We start from the raw sequence: 24,072 nt of genomic DNA, 5'->3' as shown, positions 1-24,072 counted from the left end.
CTATGATATTAAATCAAAACTTCCTCAATAATAATTATCAATTTGAGGTCATAAGTTGTCTAAAATGAATTAGCCAAAAATTTAGTTCGTTTAGCCCAATTACTGTGGCATGCTACTTCCATCATTTGTCCATTCATTTTATAAACTGCCGGGGAAGAATCTGCCAAAACTGACTCAGCTTGAACAATATGTGTATTTGAATAACTTTTAAAAAAACCTTCAATTATTTTAACTTGTTGAGGATGAATAGCAGTTTTTCCAAAAAGGCCATAGTTAACATCCATAGCAAGTTCCCTTATCAACGTTTTATGGTCATCGATCATATCAAACACAGGCGCAGAAAGCTCATAACCGTATGGCCTAAAAGCGATAATTAAATTCTCTATCACCGAACGTAAGGGGGTTTCATAAATTGTTTGGCCTGTCATACGTTTTATACCCAGAAGATTGAATAAATCGTTACCTCCTATACGAAGGCAAGTTATATCTCCATAGATATTTTGTAAACTTCTTCTAATCTCTGGTAATTTAAACGCATCAATTACATCAAGAGATTCTAAGGTAGGCATTAGTTTAAACTTAATAGAGTGACATTTTAATACTCTATGATAATCTTCATTTGTTTTTAGATCATATTTAGGGAGAACAAAACCATCTATTTTTTCAATCCCTCTAAAATACAATATATTTTCAAGAACTTCTGGGCTTCTGGGACGAATAAACCTTTTGAACTGTGTATTTGAACTATCTAATCCATCGATCGCAACACTCAAATTCTTAAGTGATTGATTCAATTCACCTTCAGAAATGGCATCTTCAGTACAAAAAACCATACTCTTTGATCCCAATCCTTCTTTCATTAACATTTTTAGATTCGGGTGATTACACGGAGTATACAATGTTGCTCCCAAAGAGAAGTAGCTAGAGATGTTCATTTTATTGCCTCTATATTAAGTGGCTTAATAAGTGCACATGCTTCAAATAGCAAGGTTGGTTCTTCTTCTACTTTGACTCCTTTTTCATCTGCTAGCATTAATAAATGTTTGACTTTATTGCTGTCTATTGAGCGAACAATAAGTAAAGAAGGAACACGTCTTAGCATGACTCTAGTTGCTTCGGCTATCCCAGGCTTAATATAGTTTACATCTTTAATAGAATATTTAATGGTCAATGAGGATATAAATCTTTTTATTTGATCTTTAGTGTTATCTAAATCGACAATTGTCTCATGTTGCTCAAAAGGTTCATCTTTAAAGTTTTCTTTCAAAAAACATTCTGCTATCTTTTCCACAAACCAGTGGGAATAGTCAAATTCTTTTAGGTGATTATTGATTACGCAGCCATGGAATTTTTGTTTTTTAGGATCTTGCCATAAACTTCGCGAAATCAAACCTGATACTGTAGAATTCAACATAGACGAAGGTATTGGATAGTCTTCTTTCGTGGCACAATAATCGGCAACCCCACCTGTATCACTGACAACATAAAGGTACGGTTTTATATCAGTATTATTTCTTTTGTTATAAGAGAAAATAGATCGCTTTAATTCCTTAGTGATTACTCCTTTTGCAGTCCAGCCGTCAATGAATACTAAGGAAGAGGAATCATATCTTTTAATTTTCAACAAGTAATCAAGAGCAACCGAATCAATACCTCTATCCCGAATAATGCTAATACTATAATGACAAACTTTTCTATTAAAATAATACTCTAACGCTCTCTTTATTAAAACGCCAATTGGTGTTCCTGCTCTAGCTAAAGAAACCAGAGTGATATCTCCCAATTGATTATTATTAATCTTTTCAGCGAGAGAAAAAATGTGTTTTGCTAGTTTGTTTTTATACTTATCGGTAAATTCAAAGAACAGTCTTTGATATTTAATTGATGGTTTTGATTCTTTGTTCAATAATTCAGAGTAATGAACCCCTTCAGACTGGATTAGATTTTCTTTTTCATTAATTGAAAAGAACTGACACTTGACAACCTCTAAGAGGAACTGACAGTCGTTCTCATTATAACTACCGATTATTGGAGATATAGATAAGCTCATAGTATTATTACCAAGATAATGAATCTGCGATCTGGCTTTTAGTGGGCATCAAAGCAAAATCAGAAAGTTTCATAAATGGGATATCAGATAGGCTATCGCCCATGGTTAAAATTAATGACTTTTCATCTAGCTGACGTATTATATAATCAACAGCTAATTTTTTCTGGGTATAAGGTGGCAAAAGTGCCATATTTCGGCCATTAATATGTATTTTTATATCATTTAAATCTATACTGATTTGTGAAAGTATTGAATCGAATATAAAATCATAATCTATACCTTCAGTGCATTTTACACAAACATAACAATCAATATCATCCTCGGAAACAATATAACTTTGTGCATTAAACCCTTTAGAAAGTATAAATTCTTTTAATTCTTCATTTATTAAATTCAATTTATCAGACCATAATCCAAGTGGAAATTTATTTTTAATATGCTCAACCCAGGCGTTGCACTTCTTTCCGTTAGGTTCAATAATTAAAGCACCATGAGAAACGACCATCCACGACTTAAATAATGAACTTACTTGAACCCTTTTGAGCGTGTTATAACTCCGTCCAGTTACCGGAATAATTGTAGATCTAGTGTCAATAAATAACTCCAAAAGAGTCCGCTGTTTCTCTGACATAAATGAACGAGCTTGGCCGTCAATATCTAATGACGCTATAGAAAGGCTATCGCTTTCTGAAAACTTCCTTTTAGTTGCCATAAAACAATCATCAATATCTGTAAAAAGCACAGTACGCATGATAACTACTCTCTCTCAAGTGGAGGAAAACGCTGGGCTAATTGGTGCTCAGATCTAAGTGATTCATCTTCTAAAAAGAGCACTGGTAGCCTCTCATTCTCTTGAAGGTTATAAATGTAATGCTCTACATCTCGGCTATCCACCTGAAAAGCTTCTTTCGTATTAATTGCATTTCCCACCAAAATCGGGGAACGAGTTGTAGATTGAAAGATCACATCTCCTCCTCGACTCTCTGCTAGCTCCGCAGCTAGGAAAGGCAAATATAGGTGCTCTCCATCTCCGATAACAGTTCTCGGAAAAGTAATATCTAATACAGGTATATGACCACAGAATGGCATTTTCATAGCAAATCGCCCTAAATCATCCCTACAAGGCTTTTTGACAAGGTCTCCATCAACTTTTTCTGGGAGAGAAAGATTTAAGTTAGGCTTTGCCTGAAAGTCAAACTGACCATCAATTAATGAAACATGAGTAACTGTAACATCCCACTCTTCATACTGAGCGCGATTTTCTTCGCTTAACCAGTTGACTAATGAGACTATTACAACCTCTTTCACAAATCGCATCTTTGGTAAAATCTTATCACCGAGTAACTTTAGCGTACGACCAGTTGAAATCTCATCATCAACGAGTATAAGACGCTGACAATTAGAAATAGGTTCTAATAGTTCTATCTTTGGTTGATACAAAATATGATCAATAGCGTGACTATGATTTTCATCTAACGTAAACCAGATTGGCAGGTCGCACTTGTAACGAGTGGTATGCTGATAGTAAACTTCTCTGCTTTGTGCCCTAGCTAGACTATCCGCAACACCAGCACCAAAGCCCGTCGCGGTCTCAGCCATACCAATCACAAAACTGCTTAGATCATTATTAATCTGCGAAACAAGTAAATCATAAGTATCTCTCATCGTACTTGGTTTTACTGAAATATGTTTTCCTAAAACTTTAGAAACAAATAAAAAACCTCTTTTAGGGTTCTCTCTTGAAGCGAAGTCTAATAGATCCTCAAATGGCATCATCTGCTTAAATAAATCAATATTTAATGTTCCATTTTTAATTTCTATTTTAAATTTATTCATTATTATCGGTTGCTAATTAATTTCATTCATCGTGATTATTTACTTTCACAAATATAAAAAAGAATGAAGAGATCACTTAAAAAATAGAGTTAATATAATAATAAACATAAAAAATGTATATTAGGAACTTGCAGAAAGAACTAAAACTCTAATAATTTAGTGATTATGCATGTCAAGCATGTGCTTTTAACATCAAAATCGCCAAAAGTCTTAGTTTTTGTCCTTTCCATCGAAAATTAAAGGTAATTTCAATCGTATAACTTCCACGTAGATAAGGTGTAACACTTTACCTAAATCAATAGATTTAAATGCCTATTCCTCCGCACCTCTCCAACTTCAACATTTAATTCAATGATAACCGCTAACTTATCGTCATTCCTTAAGGCTCTAAACTCATTGTTTTATGAGAAGGTTTGCCTTTAAACCTAACTCGTTTTGAAGGTAACAGGTAAGCTAGTAGTTTATCACCCTAAGCTAAGTCAGATTACACCTTAAAGCTCCATTGCAGTTTTTGTGGTTACTAAAAGTTAACTAGTTGAAACACCGAAAAACAGAGTTTACATTGAAGTCTCATCCCCCAATCGCTTTGTTGAGAAAGGGGCATTCATGGATATACACCACCAATTCGGGAGTCAATATGGCAACTTCAGTGAAACTTAAAGCGGGCGACAGCTTCCCTCATCTTCAAGCCACTTTGCTAGATGGTTCAAGCGTAACGTTGGGTCAGCCGCAAGGTGATGCGACTTGGCAAGCAGTATTCGTTTATCGTGGTAAACACTGCCCTCTTTGTACTAAGTACCTCAACGAGCTTGAGAGTTACAAACAGGCTTTCGCTGATGCTGGCGTCGATATTCTTGCCGTTTCTGGCGATTCAAAAGCACAGCTAGAGGGGCATCTAGAGAAACTCGAAATCAGCTTCCCTATCGCTTACGGCCTGACCGAAGAACAAATGAAAACGCTAGGCTTGTATGTATCTATTCCTCGATCTGAACAGGAAACCGATCATAATTTCGCAGAACCAGGTCTGTTTGTGGTGAATGAACACGGCGACTTACACGTGGTGGATATTTCAAACAACCCGTTTGTTCGCCCTGAGCTTGGCGCGCTATCACGCGGATTGGCATGGATTCGCGATCCAAACAATAACTACCCTATCCGTGGCACATTGGATTACTAATATCTTCTACACCCAAGTAAACTTTCTATCCTTAAATAAGCTAAGATTCTTGCCTTAGTGAGAATAACTTGGAATGCATATCAGATCCGTGAGATCTGATATGTATCAACAAGTTGGAAATAGAGTCCTTGTTCATTATACAACGCCTTGATGAAAAACAAGCTCAGTGAAGCCCAGGCTCCCCTCAAACAACGTTAGTTATTTACTTCTAAGTCACTTTCACGATAAATACATGAAATTAAGACTAAAAACTTAGACTTAACGGATATATAAATCATAACGGTACCTACACAAGTAGTTGGCTAGCGATTATTATCCTATTGCAACTCAAAATTATGCAATTCTAATAATTCATACCATAAATGAAAACATAGATACCGTAAGAGACAAAATAAAAGCAAACGATTAAATTACCAATAAAACACCATTCAATTAAAATAAAAAACATTTCACTTTATAAAAATGTAATTAATCGTTATTTGCAATCACACATCTTAATTGAGAAATACAGTATGAATAAAATCTCTTTGCTTTATATGGCCGTTTGTATCGGATTAGTTGGATGCGGTTCAGGAGGAAGCGACAACGATCCAGCAAAAGATATACATCCCACCATTTCAAATCCGGAACAAATCAACGCAATGACGGTGGAAAAAGGTCATTTCTATTGTTCTGTAAACCAACAAAAACTGGAACACGGAGGGACATCTGCAAGCATGTCCTACCTGATTGAAAAGAAAAGAAATTCTACGGTTGTTGACGATTATGAATGTACCGAATACGGTTTAAAGAAAGGTGAGTCAATTATCGTCACTAAAAGTGCAATTGAAAACTTTTCATACTCAAAACATTATAAAAGCACGAAGAAGAATGACATTAATGGGTTTAAAATCATCTACCCTACAGGACTTACGACTCCGATTAATAAAGATTATGAAAAAATTACGATCACGTATAATACGGAGAGACCTGACGTTAACATTAAGATAATTCAATATTTTGACGAAAAGTCTAAATTATATACCATCAAAAAATATGAAAGCCACGTTAACGACAACTCACCAATAGGTTTAGTTGAGAAAGAGGAATTCGATAAATATTCCGATTTTGAAAAGAAACTGGAATTAAATAGTGCTTTTTTAAATTCAACTGAAGTGAGTGATTTATTCTACAACTTATTAAGTATGATAAAATAATAACTAAAAATCAAAAACTTAAAAAGTACGATTATGCTCAAGTAGCTTCGATATGCCTGACTCGAAAGAGTACGTTGTTTTACGAAACAAATTACGATTTTAATGAAGCACATCTAAGTTACTTGGGTATAAACGGCGATGTATTGTTAATCAGCTTTCAAAAGAGAGTGACATTTGCGATTAACTACTTTGGTCTTAACGAAGCTCAATTTGATGCTTTTCAGACCAAATTCGCAAATCATCAAGAATCTTAAGTGCGGTACGGCCGAACTCTGTTAGTTCATAGCTGACTGCAATTGGGCGGTCGCTGATCACTTTACGCACCACCATACCTTCCGCTTCTAGCTCTTTAAGACGTTGGTCGATCATCTTTTTACTTGCACCGCCTAGCATGCGTGCTAAGTCATTGAAACGAACTGGGCCGTCTTTCAAATGATAAATCAGAGAACCTTTCCATTTACCACCAATTAGACGCATCCCTTTCTCGATAGCACATGGCTCCGCACATACGTTCGCCACTGACTTACGACCTTTGCTATCTACACTGATTCTGCTTTCCACAATACACCTCAAGATACGCACCTAATCTAGGTAACGAAAAGTAAGCTAGATACATTTAGTGCTTTAGAGTAATAAAAACGTCACCTCGCCGCAAACAAATAAAAATGGACCGCATGTAGCAGTCCATCTCAATTCATCATTCAGTTCGCACTATCTTTCTAAAAGGATTAGAAGTTTTCGTTAATGTGCGCTTCGAAACGAACAAAATCGTTTTCGATATCTGCGTTCTTCATCACGTCGTAACAAGCGAATGTAGGCAGTGCTGACATACCAAAGAAGCGGAAGTTAGCGTGCATGTGGAACATCAAATCGTCCACGCCTTTACCTTGGAATAGGTATTCGCTCTCATCATCAAACGATTCTTCTGGCGCGTTGAATGTCAGTGACAGCATGTATTTGCTGTTGGTTTGAGTGCCGCCTGTACCATAGTTTTTCTTTGGTTCTTCTGCGCTACGGCCATCGAATGCACATAGTGCGCCGCCCATACCCGCAGTAAACACTTCGTCCATGTATTTTTTGAATGACCAAGGCACAGACATCCAGTTGATTGGGCTTTGGATGATCACGCGATCAGCCCACTCAAAGTGTGCGAGTTGCTCATCTACGTTGATCTCATCTTGCATTGTCACAACGCGAACCTCATGGCCTTTTGCTTGCAGAAGCGTCTGTGCTTTGTCGACAAGAGAAGCATTTAGACGACCTTCTGAATATGGTGATGGTTCGTGTGCATTGATGATCAGTACGTTGCTCATGGGATTACCTTTAAATAAGTTCACAAGATGACGCAGTAACCATTGTGCGTCGGGTGTGGTTTATTATGGTAACCTAGAAATATAGTGCAATTAGTTAACTTTTAGTAACCTACTTAATTTTTTATTATATCACTGTTTTTAAAACATATATTTTTTCAATTTTTTATTCATCGTTATTTTACGATTAATTTTTTCATCGAGTTGTTGCATCTTCCACAGAGCAGGCGTACACTTTATCGCAATTCGACGATTAACTATTAAGGCCAGCGAATGAGTGATAAGTGCAAGGACACGTGCGAAGTTGTTTTTCAGACAACGCAACAACAGCTCGAGAAAGAACAAACTCTCGCAGCACAAGCAAAAGCTTTGTCGCATCCAGCACGTTTGCGCATTCTGCATATCCTGCACACGCTCGATACCATGGGCGGTTGTTTGAACAGTGATTTGGTTTCTGAACTGGGTCTTGCGCAATCTACTGTTTCCGAGCACTTGCGTATTCTCAAGCAAGCAGGCTTTATCAGCGCCGAGCCAAACCCACCTAAGGTGTGTTACCGCATTCAACGCGACGCGTTTGATCAGTTCAATCTAGGCTTTTCCACGTTATTTGATTAATTCCCTTTGCACGCTGGTCAGGCGTGCAGAGATAAACTATACCTTCAACTATCGCTTTTCGACGATAAACGAATAAGAGAACACTATGACTACTCAAGTTTTAAATAGTGCCAGCGACAAAATGAGCTTCTTGGACCGTTACCTAACGGTGTGGATTTTTGTCGCAATGGCAATCGGTGTAGGTATTGGCGCAGCGTTCCCTCAAGTTGCTGAGTGGAATGAGTCAATGTCAGTCGGCAGCACGAACGTACCGCTCGCGATTGGTTTGATTTTGATGATGTACCCGCCGCTAGCAAAGGTGAACTACAACCTGCTAGGTACAGTGACGAAAGATAAAAAAGCGATCACGCTGTCTTTAGTCATGAACTGGATTGTCGGCCCTATTTTAATGTTCATCCTTGCATTGACTTTCCTAGGTGATCATCCGGGTTACATGGTTGGCATCATTCTGATCGGTCTTGCTCGTTGTATTGCGATGGTATTGGTATGGAACGATATCGGTGGTGGTAACAAAGAATACGGCGCAGCCCTAGTTGCATTAAACAGCGCTTTCCAAATCGTGACTTACAGTGTGATGGCATGGTTGTTTATCACTGTGTTGCCACCAGTCTTTGGTTACGAAGGTTTCGTAGTTGATATCTCGATGATGGACATCGCGGAAAGCGTTCTTATTTACCTTGGTATCCCATTCCTAGCGGGCTTCCTAAGCCGCAAATGGCTGGTCGCTGCGAAAGGTGAACAATGGTACAACGACGTGTTCATCCCACGCATTTCACCAATTACGCTTATCGCCCTGCTTGCGACCATCGTACTGATGTTCAGCTTAAAAGGTGAAATGATTCTTGAACTGCCAATGGATGTATTCCGTGTAGCAATTCCACTGGCTATCTACTTTGTGTTGATGTTCTTTGTCAGCTTCTTCGTTGGTAAGAAAATGGGCATCGACTACGACAAAAATGCGTCGATTGCCTTCACAGCAACAGGCAACAACTTTGAATTGGCTATTGCGGTTTCTATCGCGGTGTTTGGACTAAACTCAGACCAAGCTTTTGCTGGTGTCATTGGCCCGCTGATCGAAGTGCCTGTGTTGATTGCTTTGGTGAATGTAGCATTGCGAATGAAAGCCAAATATTATGGCTAACCTAAAAAGCACAAAAAATACAAAAGCGGTAAAACATTAACTCACTACCGTTTTAATATACTCGCTGGGCGTTAGGCCGAACTTACTTTTAAAGCGTTGGCTAAAACGCCCCTCTGACTGATAACCACACAACTGTGCGAGCATAGCAACGTTATACGAGCCATTTTGCATCAAGTAAAGTGCGTGATTTAAGCGCACTTCTGCCAATACTTCACGATACTGGGTACCTTCTTGTTTCAGTTTGCGTATCAATGTTGCTCGGCTCATAGCAAAGTGCCCCGCGACCATGTCTAATGGATGCTCCTCCCCTGGAGAGCGCGATAAGTAACGACTAAGTTTCTGACTAAAAGAGATATGTGAACTCGAGAACAACCGATGCAATAACCCTCTCTCAGCTAGCTGCTGATATAGGCCCATAATCCAATAGCGTTGTGTCGCTTCACTTAAGCTTTCCCGCTCAAACGAAAACAAAGCATTTAACGTCGCTTGCAATGCTTTATCTGTCTCAACAACGGGTACATAGTTTCCTAATGCGTTGCTCATGCTTAGCTCCAACATTTCATCGCTAGGCACACAGTGAAAACTGAACATTCGAGAAAGAAATCGCCCTTGTAGAGGAAGATTTTCAAAATTTAGGGATGCATTTGCTTCACAAAGCATGATATTTGGATGATGGATGTCGAGTACTTCGTCTTTCCAGAAAAGATGTTTACTCCCCTTAACAATCTGAATAATGCTTGGGGAGTGAATCCTGACATTACGAAGCTTCTGCTGCTGCTCCGCACGAAACAGCGTAACCTGATATTGGTGACCCATTCTCTCCCCTTATATTCAATTATCGCGTGTAAGTCGTGGTTAATGTCGCTTTACCCAAAGCAACACTATTCAAAGTAAACCCTACAATGGCTGGTGGCGTGTTTTCATCCAAATTCAGTTCTTCAGTTGGCAATGCCCACACCGTAAACTGGTAACGATGCATCCCATCATTCTTTGGAGGACACGCGCCGCCGAACCCCGTTGTGCCGTAGTCAATACGAGATTCTTTGCCGCCTAACTTGTTCATATCAATGCCTCGAGGCAGCTCGCTAACGGTGGATGGAATATTAAACGCTATCCAATGCCAAAAACCACTGCCTGTTGGTGCATCGGGGTCATACACGGTGATCGCAAAACTTTTTGTGCCCTTTGGAGCTTCTTTCCACATCAATTGTGGTGATTGATTCCCGCCATCACATCCCCAACCAGAGTATTCAAATGTCTTCGCCATCGGGTGGCCTTCTTGAATATCTCTACTCACGAGTTCAAATGCATGGGCAGAACCGACCGCAAAAACACTCAATACCAAAACTGACTTGTAGATCGCTTTCATGTTTTTCTTCCTTTCAATGAATTCAACACTAGTCTAAATACCCAGCAGTCCGAATCCTTGTCAGTAAGTATCAAAAAACACAAAATAATCTATAATTTTGACACTTTAAGATTCTAACACAAATTTCTTACTCTCTTAATTGCACTTGGTTTATGCTAATTAATCGCTCACGGAATAAGGAAGGAAAATGGAATTGGATATCTACGTGGTGGACGCCTTCACCGATACGCAATTCAAAGGCAACTCAGCAGCGGTGATACCGTTAGAGGAATGGCTAGCCCCAGAATTGATGCAAAATATCGCGACAGAAAACAACTTATCAGAGACGGCTTTCCTAAAGTCCATTGGCGCAAACCAATATGAGATTCGTTGGTTCTCTCCGATTACTGAAATCGATTTCTGTGGACACGCAACACTGGCCTCTTCGTTAGTTCTGTTTGATGAGTTTGGCATTAATGGCACGATTGAATTTCATACTCTGGAAGTAGGGACCCTCACCGTAGAGAAGAATGCGCAAGGTAAGATCGAGATGACGTTCCCTGCTCGTCCTCCAAAAGCCGTTTCTGATATTCCCTCGGCATTGATTGAGGGCTTAAGTTGCGATGTAGAACGCGTACTGCTTAGCCCTCAAGCGTATTTCGTGGTGGTCGACAGCCAGCAGGAAGTACTTGAGGTTCAATACCGTTCCGAACACCTCAAGACACTCGCTCCTTACGATGTGGTCGTTACTGCGAAAGGCGATCAACAAGACTTTGTATCGCGTTACTTTTGGCCTGCAAATGGTGGCGACGAAGACCCCGTAACCGGCTCGATTCACGCTGGATTAGCACCGTTCTGGGCAGAGGAGTTAGGCAAAACATCTCTGATTGCTTACCAAGCTTCTCAGCGCGGAGGTATTTTGCATTGTGAAGTTACTGGCGAACAAGTAAGAGTATCTGGCGACGGCGTGCTCTACATGAAAGGCAAGATTTTTGTTTAAATGATATTCATGTAATCAACTTAAAAGAGCCAAGTAAAGCACGGCTTCCGCAGGATAAAGCCAGCTTCAATAATTAATCAATTGATGAATATTGAAGGAATTAACTTCCTAGCCGGACAAAACTGACTCACGTTACACTGAATGCAGTCCCACACTCTTCTATAGCTTGATACGATTTCGAGCTCACCTTCTTAGAGGAAGCGTCGCATGATGAAGCGAATCATTCTTGGCACCCTAGCCCTGACTCTTTTAACTGCCTGTTCCAAAGATGACGGACAGCAAGCCCTTGGCACATTAGAACGTGACCGCGTAACCTTTACTGCAACCTCTAGCGAGATAATTCGTGCCCTACCCATCAAGGAAGGCAGCCAAGTCACCGAAGGAGAAGTGCTGGTTCAGCTCGATACAAAGAACCAAGAAGCCGTTTTAGCTCACGCCGTAGCCGAACAAGCCAAGGCTGACGCTTATCTTTTGAAATTGACCAATGGTGAGCGACCAGAAGACATTGCCGCAGCGCAAGCACGCGTTGCCAGAGCGGAAGCTCAATTGGTTGAAGCGCAAAAGAACTACCAACGTAAGGCGGAGTTAGTTCGTAAAAAACTCATCAGCCAATCAGAAAAAGACACCGCTTTAGCAGCCAGAGATTCTGCCCGTGCAGAGCTAGACTCCTCACAAGAAGAGTTCAGCAAACTGACCGCTGGCTCTCGTCCTGAAGATATTGAACAAGCGAAAGCCGCACTCATGGCAGCAAAAGCCGATGTGGCACTACAAGAACAGAAACTGGCAGAACTCACCATCACGGCCACGCGAGATGGCTTGTTAGATAACCTACCGTTTAACCTTGGTGAACGCGTTCCTGTGAATGGTGTGGTTGCTGTAATACAAGCCAGCCGCGTCCCATACGCTCGCGTTTATGTTCCTGCCAACTACCGAGTCGATTTTGTGCCGGGTAAAACGGTTAACGTGCATGTAGATGGCGTTGAGCAACCATATAGCGGCACCGTTCGTTGGGTTGCGACTGAGCCTTCATTCACGCCTTATTTCGCGCTTACCGAAGAAGAACGCTCGCGTTTGATGTACCTTGCAGAAGTCGACCTACAAGACTCCGCACAATCCTTGCCTTCGGGCATTCCAGCGCAAGTGGATTTGGTGGAGTAAGCCAATGACCGAATACGCGATTCAAGCTGAAAATGTGGTGAAGAAGTTTGGTGACTTCACCGCCATCAACAACATCACGCTTAATGTGCCCAAAGGCAGTATTTATGGTTTTCTTGGTCCTAACGGTTGCGGTAAATCGACAACTATTCGTGTGTTAACTGGCTTACTTAGCCCAAGCGAAGGCAATGTCGATGTACTCGGGCTAGAGATACCAAAACAATCTGAGCTTCTGCGCCTCAAGATTGGCTACATGACGCAAAAGTTCTCGCTTTATGATGATCTGACGGTTCAAGAGAATCTTGAGTTTATTGGACAAATCTTTGGTATGGAAACCAAGGCGCTGAAAGCTCGCATCGAAGAACAACTATCCACCTACGGCCTCGACCAACTGCGTAAACAGCGCGTGGGCGGAATGAGTGGCGGCCAGAAACAACGCTTGTCTCTCGCCGCAGCGACCATGCATAAACCAGAACTGTTGTTTCTTGATGAACCCACGTCTGCGGTTGACCCAGAGAACCGACGTGATTTCTGGGAGCAGTTGTTTGATCTGTCTGACCAAGGCACGACGATTTTGGTCACAACGCACTACATGGATGAAGCGGAGCGTTGCCATCGTCTGGCTATTATGGAGGCTGGGGAAATCCGCGCCGATGGTGAGCCAGAAGAGCTTATGGCACAAATGGGCGTTAACATCGTCGAAGTCAAAGCGGATAACTTACGCGAGCTAAAAGAGAAAGTCATTCAGCGTGAAGAGGTGCGCTCGGCCGCACAGCTAGGCATTCGCTTACGCATTTTAATCCACCAGCACATCGAACAACCGATCGAATGGTTAACCCAAACCTTTCCTGAGCTTGATGGCTGCGAGATGAACATTGCTCGCCCGAGCTTGGAAGATGTGTTTGTCAGCGTTACGGGAGAAGGTCGCCAATGATGAAATCTATTGCCCGTATGAAAGCGGTAATGATCAAAGAGATCCGTCAGCTTTCACGTGACCGCATTACCTTTGGCATGGTCGTGATGATCCCACTGATTCAGCTTTTGCTGTTCGGCTTTGCCATTAATACCGATATTCGCAATATTCCCGTTGGCGTCGTCGATCAAAGTGGCAGCACCGCCGGACGCGTGATTACCGAATCCGTCAAAGTCACACAAGTGGTCGATGTGGTCGAAACCTTCGCTACCGCTTCTGAAGCCGAGCAAGCCATTCAAGACGGTTTGGTGCGAGCGGCTTTAATTCTACCTAGCGACCTAACCCAACGTATGGTGCAAGGTCGAGAGCTTGGACAGTGGATTGTGGATGGTTCAGATACCATGATCAGCTCTGCGATTCTCTCGCTACAAACCATGCCGTTAACGGATTTTGATTTTGAGATACGCCCCGCCCCAACCAAAACCTTTGAAGTTGCGCTGTATTACAACCCGAGTCGGCGCTCGGCGGTGAACATTGTCCCCGGTTTATTGGGCGTGATTCTAACCATGACGATGATCTTGTTCACCAGCGCAGCCATTGTTCGAGAACGGGAACGTGGCAATTTAGAGTTACTGATTACCACGCCAATCCACTCCATCGAACTCATGGTAGCGAAGATCATTCCCTACATCTTTGTTGGTCTGATACAGGTGTTTATCATTTTAGGCTTGGGTCACTGGATATTTGGTGTGCCGATAAACGGCGCCATTAGTCAGATACTATTTGGCACGCTATTGTTTATTGCCGCGAGTTTAACCTTAGGTTTGGTGATATCCACCATTGCGACGACACAGCTTCAGGCAATGCAGATGACGGTGTTTATTCTTTTGCCGTCGATTCTTCTATCCGGATTTATGTTCCCTTATGAAGGAATGCCCATCGCGGCACAATGGATATCCGAAGCGCTGCCTGCCACCCACTTTATGCGAATTATTCGTGGTGTGGTGCTGCGTGGTGCAGACCTAATGGAACTATGGCGAGATACAGTTTGGTTACTTGGATTCACCGTTATCGGCCTTATTGTCGCTTCATTTCGCTTCAAAAAATCACTCGACTAATCCCACGATATTGCGTTCATTCCTTAAAAACAAAAATAGCCCCAACGAAGGGCTATTTTTTGTTTCTGTATTCATACACTGTGCTATCAAGCTCAACTCTCAGACAATATTAATAGTACTCACCGTAGGAACAATCTCGTAAATCGGAAATATTGTAGTTTTTCAAAGAGTTTATTTTAAAGTTGAACACTACCTGTTTACAGACAACGCCTTCGCGATCCGTGTACGTGATAATACCTTCACTGTACGCACGCTGACCATCAGAGGATGTCACGTCAGCAACAAGTTCCAAATGGCCCTTGTGCGCGTCTACGCGATTCATCATCTCAAACACATCGACCCACTCTTCGCGATTTGCCATTTGTATTAGCATGGACTTCGCCTGTGTTTCCAACTGCTGGGGGTATACATAATAACGGTTGTAACCAAAGTATGCGCACATAAGTAATAAAACGAGTGCTAATGAGGTTGTTCTTGTCATACAAGCTTCCTCTTGTTGTTATAAAAATCTTGCTTCGTTAATTCAGTATAGGAAGCGAGCAAAGTTTAGGTTATAGAACTTGCCCAAATAACAGGGGACAGTCAGAGACAGTCAATTCTATGACAAGCTCAACAACAAACTCTATTGCAGTCTCATCATGAGTTTGAACAAAAATACGCCTCAGAGAAAGCAAGAAGTAAGAAGGGAAAACTAACCGGAGCGAGGTGATAACAGAAAAGTAAAAGGAATTGGAGGAAAAAGACAATCAGAGTGAATGTAGTGAGAGCGGAAATCAAGATTAGATTATCCGCCCATCAACTAGGCTCAAATTGTCAGTGACAACAACAACGCGACTCACCGAGTTTAAACGTGTTGGTAACTATCTTCGAGAGACTCTGTCTGCGTTTTTTTCTCGCTCACTTCCACTTTAACCGCAGCGACCTTGAACTCAGGGATCTTCGCATGCGGGTCAGTCGCCGTTGTCGTTAAACGGTTCACCGGAGACTCAACAAAGTGGAATGGAATGAATACCACACCTTTTTGAATACGCTTAGTCACAAAGGCATCAATCTCAATGCTGCCGCGACGTGTAGACACCGTCAGACGCTGACCATTACTGATGCCTAGCGCTTCTGCGTCTTCCACGCTCACCATCGCGCGAGGGCCTGCAAGGTTATCCAATCCTTTGGTCTTACGCGTCATGGTGCCAGTGTGGAATTGCTCAAGTACACGACCTGTAGTAAGCACCAGTGGATACTCTTCATCTGGCAGCTCAGCCGCATAACGGAACGGTACGCCCACCATTTGTCCTTTACCACGAGTAAACTGGGTTTGGTGCATGATGCGAGTACCTGCCGGGTTGTTCTTGTTGCTCGGCCATTGCACACCGTTTGGCGTAATGGCATCCCAACGAAGACCAGCGTATTGAGGTGTCACACGTGCGATTTCATTGGTGATATCAGACACGCAGTGATAATCCCAATCACTACCCATGGCATTGGCGATTTCTTGAATAATCCACCAATCTTCTTTCGCTTCACCCGGTGCCGTGACAACCTGATTCACGCGCTGAACACGACGCTCCGTATTGGTGAAGTGACCCGCTTTCTCTGCAAACGAGCAAGAAGGCAGAACCACATCCGCGTATTGTGCAGTCTCCGTTAGGAAGATGTCCTGAACCACTAAGAAATCGAGCGCTTCTAAGCCCTCAATCACATGCGCTTGGTTCGGGTCACTCAACACTGGGTTCTCACCCATAATGTACATACCACGGACGTCACGATGGCAAGCCGCATCAATGATTTCTGTCAGGGTTAGACCTTGCTCAGAAGGCAGATTTGGTGCGTTCCATTCAATAGCAAACTTCTGACGCACAATTGGGTTGTATACCTTTTGGTAGCCTGGGAAGCTGTTTGGCAAAGCACCCATATCACACGCGCCTTGCACGTTAGATTGACCACGTAGCGGGTTAATACCACCACCTTCAATACCGATGTTGCCACACAGCAATTGCAGGTTAGCGATAGAACGCACGTTGTCATGACCTGTCGTGTGCTGAGTAATACCCATCGAGTAGTAAACAGCCGTACGATCTGCTGTACCGATCATGCGCGCCATTGCTTGAATGTCTTCGGCTTTTACGCCCGTAACCAACTCCACTTTATCGAGGTTGTAAGCTGGCGACATCACCTCTTGCAACAAGGTATCAAAGCCGTCGACACGTTCTTCGATGTACTCTTGATCGTACCAACCGTTCTTGATGATCTGCTGCATGACACCGTTTAGGAGCATCACATCCGTACCCGGACGGTGCGCCATATACAGCTCAGCATGCTCTGCCATATCGACACGTTTCGGGTCAGCCACAATCAAACGAGCGCCGTGGTGACGAATTGCTTGTTTGATATGTGAAGCAATAATCGGGTGCGCCGATGTGGTATCCGAACCAATAATAAAGATCACATCCGAGTGCTTAATGCTTGGAATGTCGTTGGTCATTGCACCACTACCCAGTGACGCTTCAAGACCGGTTACACTCGATGCGTGGCACAAACGCGCACAGTGGTCGACGTTATTGGTGCCCAGTTCACGACGGACAAATTTTTGGAACGCGTAGTTGTCTTCGTTAGTGGTTTTCGCTGAAGAGAAACCCGCCAATGCGTTGCTGCCAAAATCTTGCTTGATGCCAGAGAACTTGCTCGCAATCAGTTGAATCGCCTCTTCCCAGCTTGCAGGCTGCAACCAACCATCTTTACGGATCAATGGCGTGGTAAGACGCTCTTCACTGCCAATGAAGTCAAAACCAAAGCGCCCTTTCACACACAGCATGCCTTGGTTAACCGGCGAGTCACCGCCTTTCACGTAACGAATCGTATTGGTTGTTTCGTCCACGAACATAGTCAACTTACAACCCACACCACAGTATGTACAAATGGTGTCGACCGCTTTCAGATCTTCAGTACGACCTTGTGAACGGTCACGACTATCGACCATTGCACCCGTTGGACACACTTGAACACACGCGCCACATTGCACGCAGTTCGAATCGCCCATTAGGGTTAAGCCATTCTTATTACTTCCAAAGTGTGGACGATCGTCAGGACGTAATGCCGGGCGACCTTGTTTGTCGCACACAAAGTTCAGTACACCGTGTACGGCTTTGTCGCGGCACGCTTGGATGCACTGACCACAGCTAATACAGCGGTTAGCATCAAACTCAATAAACTCAGAGCTGCGGTCAACTTCGTACTTATGACGCAAGTCTTTCGCACGAAGATCTAACCAATCTTGGTGTGATTTAATCTGCAAGGAGAAGTCAAAGCTTTGCTCAGCTTCATATTCGGTGGAGTAATCACGCAGCGCACAATCGGTATTTGCCTGACAGCCACATTCAAGGCAGCGTGCGGCTTCCTGCATCGCTTCTTCGTTATCAAAGCCCAACTCCACTTCAGCGAAGCTTTGCTCGCGTTGTGCTGGAGTCAATTCTGGCATGATAGATCGAGCGACTTTCTGGATGTTCTCGAAGTGAAGCGGATCGACTTGAGAGAGTTTCTTCTCTTTGCGCGAGTTGAACGCCGCCTTTGGCATATCGGCCATATCGCCATTCAAAAACAGATCAATGGCTTTTGCCGCAACGCGGCCATCACCCACGGCTTCAACTGCCGTTGCAGGACCACGGCGGAAATCACCAATACTGAAGATGTTGCCTGTGCCTGTGTGCATGGTCTTTTCATCTGCATCAGAGGTATTCCATCGCGTAAGTGGAATCGATAAATCTTCGCCTTCGAGGAAGCTCAGATCTGGCTTTTGCGATACTGCCGCAATCACGGTGTCGAACTCTTCGGTAAAGAACTCGCCAGTTGGTTTAGGGCTTCGACGACCAGATGCATCCGGCTCACCCAACGCCATGCGCTCTAGACGAATCGCATTCACGCGTCCGGTTTCATCGGCAAGGTTTTCTGCAGGATTGGTCAAGAAGTGGAATTTCACCCCTTCGTGTTCCGCTTCAACAATCTCGTAGTCTTCTGCCGGCATTTCGTCATGGGTACGACGGTAAATCAACGTGGTGTCTGCACCAGCACGACGCGCAGTACGAGCACAGTCAATTGCCGTGTTACCACCACCGATCACCGCGACTTTCTGACCCGTTACATAGTTTTGCTCAGTCACGTAATCTTTGAGGTAATCAACACCTAAGTAGCAACCTTCAAGGTCACTGCCTGTGTAATGCATTTCGACCGCTTGAGACGCGCCGACCGCCAAACACACCGCGTCGTATTCTTCGCTCAATTGAGAAAGCGTGAAATCCACACCTAGCTTTTGATTGGTGTGAACTTGCATACCGTTGCGGCACATCAATTCGATTTCTTTATCGAGAATGTCTTTTGGTAAACGGTATTCAGGAATACCGTAACGCAACCAACCGCCCGCTTTTGGCATGGATTCAAAGACCGTAACGTCGTAGCCTTCATTCGATAAGTAGTAGCCAGCCGTTAGACCACCAGGACCACTGCCGACGACGGCAATGTTCAAACCTTTACTTGGTTTCTTTTCTGGCACGTAGGCTTCATGCGCAGACAAATCCGCATCCGCGGCATGACGTTTTAGCTGACGAATTGCAATAGGCTCATCGACTAACGAACGGCGACATTCGCTCTCACAAAATGCAGGGCATACGCGGCCAATCGATAACGGCATAGGAAGCGTACGCTTAATCACTTCAATCGCTTTTTGATGATCGTTCTGTGCGATGTGATAAAGGTACGATTGGATATCAACGCCCGCTGGACAGGCGGTTTTACATGGCGCTTCACAATCGGCGTAATGGTCCGTCATGATGCGGTTGAGTGCTTTTCTGCGGTGCTCGCTTAATTGTTCTGATTGCGTGACCACATTAAGGCCGCGGTAAACTTCAAGTTCACACGCACGCTTAGTACCGCCGCTTTCGACTTCAACCACACACAAGTCACACGGTACTTTTTCATTACTTTTGTTCATTCCGCACAGCGATGGGATCTCGACCCCACACACTTTTGCTGCTTCTAAAAGGGTTAGACCCTCTTCTACAATTCTATATTTTCCATCGATGACAATTTCTATCATGCAACCCCCGCAGCAAAGCAAATCCAAATCTGCACAAGTAAAACCATGCATTCTATAAGGATAATCATTTGTAAGACAAGTTAGTGTGATGTAAAACTTATAAACCACATTTTTCACGTGTCATAAAAAGCGAGGGCTTCTTTCGCTAACTTTCAACACTCGGTGTTTAACAAACGTTTTACTCCCTCGAAAGTGCGAAAACTGTAGGGTTGGACTATTTTGATAATAAGAGTAATAAATGATTGACCTTACCCTTAGGTTAACCTTTAGAATCGAAGGGTTTTCATCATTTTCATCAAATACATGGGAAAGGGTATGCACTTAAAATCGCTGCATACAATCTGGTTAACTCTCTTCACGACGCTAGTACTATTGGTATCTAGTGTGGCGAACAGTGAGCCGTTGATGAATATTCAAATGATGTCTACTGGCATGGCTCACCATGCTTCTATGATGAGTGACAGCGAACACTGCGGTATGCCTGGCATGATGGACGTCTCCATGACTGACGCTTCTATGTCCGAAGATGGCGATGTAAGAGAAACCAGCATGAACTGTGGTGGAGGCTCCGGCATGGTTCACACCTGCTGTACTGCCGCGTGTACGATAGTTTTCGTCCCCCTACCTAATCCTGTCAGTAGCCCAATGCCCGTCGTCTATCGCGCAACTATTACTCCTGAAGTTGCTTCCCCAGTCGTACACGTCAGCCGCGACCTATACCGACCTCCTATAGCCTAAATCCGTCCTAGCATTCGACCCTGCGCGTGTATCGCAGGTTGTTTTAATGCGCCTGAACGATGAGGTAACAAGGCTTTACTGTTCCCGCAATAAAATCCGCACCTCCATCGATCCGGCGAACACTGGATTTAGATTATGGATATCAAACCATACCGCTTAGCTGCACCTATTTTTATGGTGGCTCTGGTCGCTGCGCCAACCTTGGTTAACGCCGCAGGTAAAGAGACGCACGCAGCACAAAATTCCGCATCAAGTGAGCGAGCTTCAACGACCAAGCTTGCCCAACTGATCAACGTCGCTTTGAGTAACGATGGCAATCGTAAGCAATACTCAGCGCAATCTGCAGCCATGCGTGAAACGGGCGTCGCGAGCGCGACCTTGATGGACCCAAAACTGAAAGTGGGTTTTGGTGGCTTGCCTGTCGACAGCTTCAAATTCGATGAAGACCCAATGACCAACATCTCCGTTGGTTTAATGCAACAGTTTGAGCGTGGCTCTACGCTTGATTTGCAACAGAAGAAAGCCAACCAACAAGCCGACGGCCTTGGGCTTCAAGTGCACGCTCGTGAGCTTGAGGTAGCCAACAGCATGACTCAACTTTGGTTAGAGCTTGGTTACCAGCAACGCGCGGAGCAAATCATGCTTGAGAACCGCAAGTTGATGAAGGAGATGGAAAGCTTTATTCAAACCAACTATTCGATTGGTAAGAGTGAAGCGCAAGACCTACTCAACGCTCAATTACAAGTCAGCAAGTTGGATGAGAAACTGCAAGCCAACGCACAAATGCAACGTCGTCTTATCTCTCAACTCTCCGAATGGTTGGGGTCAGATTGGTTGGCAAACGAACAAGCTCTGCACGCGAGCAATCAATTGAACTGGGACACACTGAACAGCAAACTTGCTGCCAGTCAGGGTTCCACCAAGCATTATCAGCAACTCAGCCAACACCCGATGGTTAAGATAGCCGACGTTAGCATCTCTGCCAATAAAACTCAGGTGGAGATTGCTGAGCAAGCCTACAACCCGCAGTTTGGCGTCGAAGTAATGTACGCCTACCGCCAAGCCGACAACATGATGGGTGAACCCGCATCAGACTTGGTCAGCGCTTACCTCACAATGGACATTCCGTTGTTTACGGGTGACCGCCAAGATCGCAATCTCGCGGCCGCTCAATACCAAGTTGGCGCGGCACAATCACAAAAGGACACCTTACTAACGCAGATGAATGCCAAGGTGAACACTTTGCTGGTTGATCGCGGCAACTTAACCCAACGCTTAGAACGTTATCAATCCACCTTATTGCCTCAAGCGAAAGCGCGCATCCAAGCCGTTGAGCGGGGTTATCAAAACAACACAGCGCAGTTTAACGATGTGATTTCCGCCACGACTGACGAGTTGGCTCTGCAATTGGAGCAACAACGTCTACTGACCGATCTCAACATCGCAAACAGCAATTTAGCCACCCTACTCGGTGGTTTCGACTACCAAGTGGCTTCACCGGAAGCTCGCTCTATTTCGACATATTAATTTGTGATTCCCCAAGACAGTTGGGGCTGCAGCTAGGCGGCAAACGAGAGAATCCCATGAGCATAGATCTGCTATGTGATTTGGGTGAACGAGAGCAGGCAACAACGCTGTAGCGTCAAATGTGAAGGGGAAAATAAGGTAATACAATGAAAACATTAAAAATTGCAACCATCGCGCTGATTGTTGGTGGTGCTTTAGGGTTTGGTGCTAATCATTTTCTTACGGGCTCGGCTCACGACATGAGTGCGATGGGTGGCGAATCTGCTGCAAGCTCTAATGATCCGCTTTACTGGGTTGCCCCAATGGATCCGAATTACAAACGCGACAAGCCGGGTAAGTCCCCAATGGGCATGGATTTGATTCCGGTTTACGCAGAAGACCTATCCGGTGAACAAGACGCACCGGGTACAGTGACTATTGACCCTTCAGTAGAAAACAACCTCGGGGTTAAAACCGCAAACGCGACACTACAACAACTATCACCACGCATCGAAACGGTTGGCTATATTGCCTTTGATGAAAGTCTGTTATGGCAAACCAACGTTCGTGTGGCGGGTTGGGTAGAAAAACTCTACATCAATGCCGTGGGTGAGAAAGTGAAGAAAGGCGATGTGCTGTTCACGCTCTACTCTCCGGAACTGGTTAAAGCACAAGAAGAATTGCTGAATGCGTACCGCACTGGCCGCAAAGGTCTTGTAAAAGGCGCGACCGAGCGCTTGGTAACGCTTGGTGTTGACCGTGCTCAAATCAAATCCATTACTCGTAGTGGTAAAGCATCGCAAACCATTGAAATCAAAGCGCCTTCTGATGGCGTTATCGCGAGCTTAAACGTGCGTGAAGGTGGCTATTTGTCCCCTGCTCAAGCGGTGATCAGTGCAGGTCCTTTGGACAATGTTTGGGTTGATGCGGAAGTCTTTGAGCGTCAAGCGCACTGGATGAAAGCGGGTTCTCAAGCCACGATGACCCTTGACGCGATTCCGGGCAATGAATGGCAAGGCGTCGTAGATTACGTGTACCCAATCCTTGATCCGAAAACACGTACGTTGCGTGTGCGTCTTAAATTCCCTAACCCAGATGGTGCATTGAAGCCAAACATGTTCGCAAACATTGCCTTGCAGCCTGTCACTGACGACGCAGTGTTAACGATTCCTAAGTCCTCCGTCATTCGTTCCGGTGGTATGACTCGTGTGGTTCTGGCTGAAGGCGACGGCAAATATCGCTCAGCTCGAATTGAAGTTGGCCGTGAGGCTGGAGAACAAATCGAAGTATTACAAGGGCTTAAGCAAGGCGACAAGATCGTTACTTCATCTCACTTCATGCTCGATTCTGAATCAAGCCAGTCGGCGGATCTGTCTCGCATCAATGGTGTGGAAGCGGCCGCAGAAACGGCATGGGCTAAAGGTGAGATCACGGATGTGATGAAAGATCACCGTATGCTGACCATAAACCACCAGCCTGTACCAGAATGGGATTGGCCGGGCATGGTAATGAACTTCACTTTCGCAGATGGCGTTGAAATGGGTGACTTGAAAAAAGGTCAGGCTATCGAATTTGAAATGCAAAAGACGGAGTCCGGTCAGTACCAAATCATCGACTATAAGGCAGACAACAGCGTCATTGCCGCAGAAGTTTGGCTAACTGGTGACATTAGCATGCTGATGGCTGATTTTGGCATGATCACCTTAAACCACCTACCGGTTGCAGAATGGAACTGGGATGCTGGCGAGATGAACTTCTCTGTGGGTGAAGATGTTGATCTATCGGGTTTTGAAGAAGGACAGAAAGTTCGGTTTCTAGTTGAAAAACAAGGATCTGACTACGTTCTTAAACAGCTAGTTCCTGCAACAATAGCCGTCGAGGGTTAA

At 43.9% G+C, this 24,072-nt stretch carries 21 protein-coding genes; 11 read left to right on the top strand and 10 right to left on the bottom strand.

Going from position 1 to position 24,072, the window contains the following annotated elements; translation table 11 throughout:
• Window positions 1-59 precede the first annotated feature (59 nt).
• Genes R7M92_RS07670 through R7M92_RS07655 form a run of 4 tightly spaced genes read right to left on the bottom strand, consistent with a single transcriptional unit; the run spans window position 60 to window position 3,886 of the window.
• Window positions 60-935 (bottom strand): HpcH/HpaI aldolase/citrate lyase family protein, encoded by an 876-nt coding sequence (locus R7M92_RS07670; RefSeq protein WP_225473266.1) that lies wholly within the window; start codon window positions 933-935, stop codon window positions 60-62.
• Window positions 932-2,050 (bottom strand): cysteine protease StiP family protein, encoded by a 1,119-nt coding sequence (locus tag R7M92_RS07665; protein ID WP_053303783.1) that lies wholly within the window; start codon window positions 2,048-2,050, stop codon window positions 932-934. Before R7M92_RS07665 ends, R7M92_RS07670 begins: the two co-directional genes overlap by 4 nt.
• Window positions 2,051-2,057: 7 nt before the next feature.
• Window positions 2,058-2,801 (bottom strand): HAD family hydrolase, encoded by a 744-nt coding sequence (locus R7M92_RS07660; RefSeq protein WP_053303784.1) that lies wholly within the window; start codon window positions 2,799-2,801, stop codon window positions 2,058-2,060.
• A 5-nt stretch (window positions 2,802-2,806) separates the two neighbouring features.
• Window positions 2,807-3,886, bottom strand: coding sequence for a phosphoribosyltransferase domain-containing protein (locus tag R7M92_RS07655; protein WP_225473264.1), 1,080 nt, complete (start codon window positions 3,884-3,886; stop codon window positions 2,807-2,809).
• 637 nt (window positions 3,887-4,523) lie between these two features.
• On the opposite strand from R7M92_RS07655, the gene R7M92_RS07650 reads away from it, so the two are divergent.
• Window positions 4,524-5,063, top strand: coding sequence for a redoxin domain-containing protein (locus tag R7M92_RS07650; RefSeq protein ID WP_005385152.1), 540 nt, complete (start codon window positions 4,524-4,526; stop codon window positions 5,061-5,063).
• Between the two features lie 512 nt (window positions 5,064-5,575).
• The gene (locus tag R7M92_RS07645; protein WP_005385150.1) at window positions 5,576-6,259 is read left to right on the top strand and encodes a hypothetical protein; all 684 of its coding nucleotides are present in this window, start codon (window positions 5,576-5,578) and stop codon (window positions 6,257-6,259) included.
• A 195-nt stretch (window positions 6,260-6,454) separates the two neighbouring features.
• Here the strand turns inward: R7M92_RS07645 and R7M92_RS07640 are convergent, their stop codons facing one another.
• Both R7M92_RS07640 and R7M92_RS07635 read right to left on the bottom strand, forming a co-directional pair.
• On the bottom strand, window positions 6,455-6,820 hold the full coding sequence (locus R7M92_RS07640) for a winged helix-turn-helix transcriptional regulator (protein WP_005375456.1): 366 nt from the start codon (window positions 6,818-6,820) through the stop codon (window positions 6,455-6,457).
• A 167-nt stretch (window positions 6,821-6,987) separates the two neighbouring features.
• Complete coding sequence (locus tag R7M92_RS07635) at window positions 6,988-7,572, bottom strand: NAD(P)H-dependent oxidoreductase (protein WP_054730289.1); 585 nt, start codon at window positions 7,570-7,572, stop codon at window positions 6,988-6,990.
• A 270-nt stretch (window positions 7,573-7,842) separates the two neighbouring features.
• Between R7M92_RS07635 and R7M92_RS07630 the strand changes: the two genes are divergently transcribed.
• Together R7M92_RS07630 and arsB are read left to right on the top strand one after the other, a co-directional pair.
• Window positions 7,843-8,184 carry an ArsR/SmtB family transcription factor gene (locus R7M92_RS07630; RefSeq protein ID WP_182039344.1) on the top strand — a complete coding sequence of 114 codons (342 nt, stop codon included), beginning with the start codon at window positions 7,843-7,845 and terminating at the stop codon, window positions 8,182-8,184.
• Window positions 8,185-8,269: 85 nt separating this feature from the next.
• Window positions 8,270-9,325, top strand: coding sequence for an ACR3 family arsenite efflux transporter (arsB, locus tag R7M92_RS07625; RefSeq protein ID WP_005385145.1), 1,056 nt, complete (start codon window positions 8,270-8,272; stop codon window positions 9,323-9,325).
• 36 nt (window positions 9,326-9,361) lie between these two features.
• Here arsB and R7M92_RS07620 read toward each other — a convergent pair whose 3' ends face one another.
• Both R7M92_RS07620 and R7M92_RS07615 read right to left on the bottom strand, forming a co-directional pair.
• Window positions 9,362-10,141: an AraC family transcriptional regulator gene (locus tag R7M92_RS07620; RefSeq protein WP_047101663.1), complete on the bottom strand. Its 780-nt coding sequence runs from the start codon at window positions 10,139-10,141 to the stop codon at window positions 9,362-9,364.
• 19 nt (window positions 10,142-10,160) lie between these two features.
• The gene (locus R7M92_RS07615) at window positions 10,161-10,694 is read right to left on the bottom strand and encodes a YbhB/YbcL family Raf kinase inhibitor-like protein (protein WP_017635230.1); all 534 of its coding nucleotides are present in this window, start codon (window positions 10,692-10,694) and stop codon (window positions 10,161-10,163) included.
• A gap of 187 nt (window positions 10,695-10,881) precedes the next feature.
• On the opposite strand from R7M92_RS07615, the gene R7M92_RS07610 reads away from it, so the two are divergent.
• The 4 genes from R7M92_RS07610 (at window position 10,882) to R7M92_RS07595 (ending at window position 14,859) form a co-directional block, all read left to right on the top strand.
• Entirely contained in the window at window positions 10,882-11,673 is a 792-nt protein-coding gene (locus tag R7M92_RS07610; protein WP_262639119.1) for a PhzF family phenazine biosynthesis protein, read from the top strand.
• 207 nt (window positions 11,674-11,880) lie between these two features.
• Window positions 11,881-12,831, top strand: coding sequence for an HlyD family secretion protein (locus R7M92_RS07605; RefSeq protein ID WP_005385136.1), 951 nt, complete (start codon window positions 11,881-11,883; stop codon window positions 12,829-12,831).
• A 4-nt stretch (window positions 12,832-12,835) separates the two neighbouring features.
• Window positions 12,836-13,762: an ABC transporter ATP-binding protein gene (locus R7M92_RS07600; protein ID WP_033906808.1), complete on the top strand. Its 927-nt coding sequence runs from the start codon at window positions 12,836-12,838 to the stop codon at window positions 13,760-13,762.
• Window positions 13,762-14,859, top strand: coding sequence for an ABC transporter permease (locus R7M92_RS07595; RefSeq protein ID WP_031778897.1), 1,098 nt, complete (start codon window positions 13,762-13,764; stop codon window positions 14,857-14,859). The genes R7M92_RS07600 and R7M92_RS07595 overlap by 1 nt, the downstream gene beginning before the upstream one ends.
• A 109-nt stretch (window positions 14,860-14,968) precedes the next feature.
• On the opposite strand, the gene R7M92_RS07590 is transcribed toward R7M92_RS07595, so the two are convergent.
• Together R7M92_RS07590 and fdhF are read right to left on the bottom strand one after the other, a co-directional pair.
• Window positions 14,969-15,340, bottom strand: coding sequence for a hypothetical protein (locus tag R7M92_RS07590; RefSeq protein WP_141135663.1), 372 nt, complete (start codon window positions 15,338-15,340; stop codon window positions 14,969-14,971).
• Between the two features lie 363 nt (window positions 15,341-15,703).
• Window positions 15,704-19,942 carry a formate dehydrogenase subunit alpha gene (gene fdhF / locus R7M92_RS07585; RefSeq protein ID WP_318133044.1) on the bottom strand — a complete coding sequence of 1,413 codons (4,239 nt, stop codon included), beginning with the start codon at window positions 19,940-19,942 and terminating at the stop codon, window positions 15,704-15,706.
• Window positions 19,943-20,257: 315 nt separating this feature from the next.
• Here fdhF and R7M92_RS07580 point away from each other — a divergent pair, with 315 nt between their 5' ends.
• From R7M92_RS07580 to R7M92_RS07570, 3 genes are all read left to right on the top strand, one after another.
• Window positions 20,258-20,680, top strand: a complete 423-nt coding sequence (locus R7M92_RS07580; protein WP_132696777.1) for a hypothetical protein — start codon at window positions 20,258-20,260, stop codon at window positions 20,678-20,680.
• Window positions 20,681-20,815: 135 nt separating this feature from the next.
• The gene (locus tag R7M92_RS07575) at window positions 20,816-22,207 is read left to right on the top strand and encodes a TolC family protein (RefSeq protein WP_318133040.1); all 1,392 of its coding nucleotides are present in this window, start codon (window positions 20,816-20,818) and stop codon (window positions 22,205-22,207) included.
• A gap of 146 nt (window positions 22,208-22,353) precedes the next feature.
• Window positions 22,354-24,072, top strand: a complete 1,719-nt coding sequence (locus R7M92_RS07570; protein ID WP_318133038.1) for an efflux RND transporter periplasmic adaptor subunit — start codon at window positions 22,354-22,356, stop codon at window positions 24,070-24,072.

The organism is Vibrio sp. Vb2880 (assembly GCF_033337975.1).
In the GTDB taxonomy this organism is placed as follows: Bacteria; Pseudomonadota; Gammaproteobacteria; order Enterobacterales; family Vibrionaceae; genus Vibrio; species Vibrio alginolyticus.
This window is presented reverse-complemented; position numbering and strand designations above follow the sequence as displayed.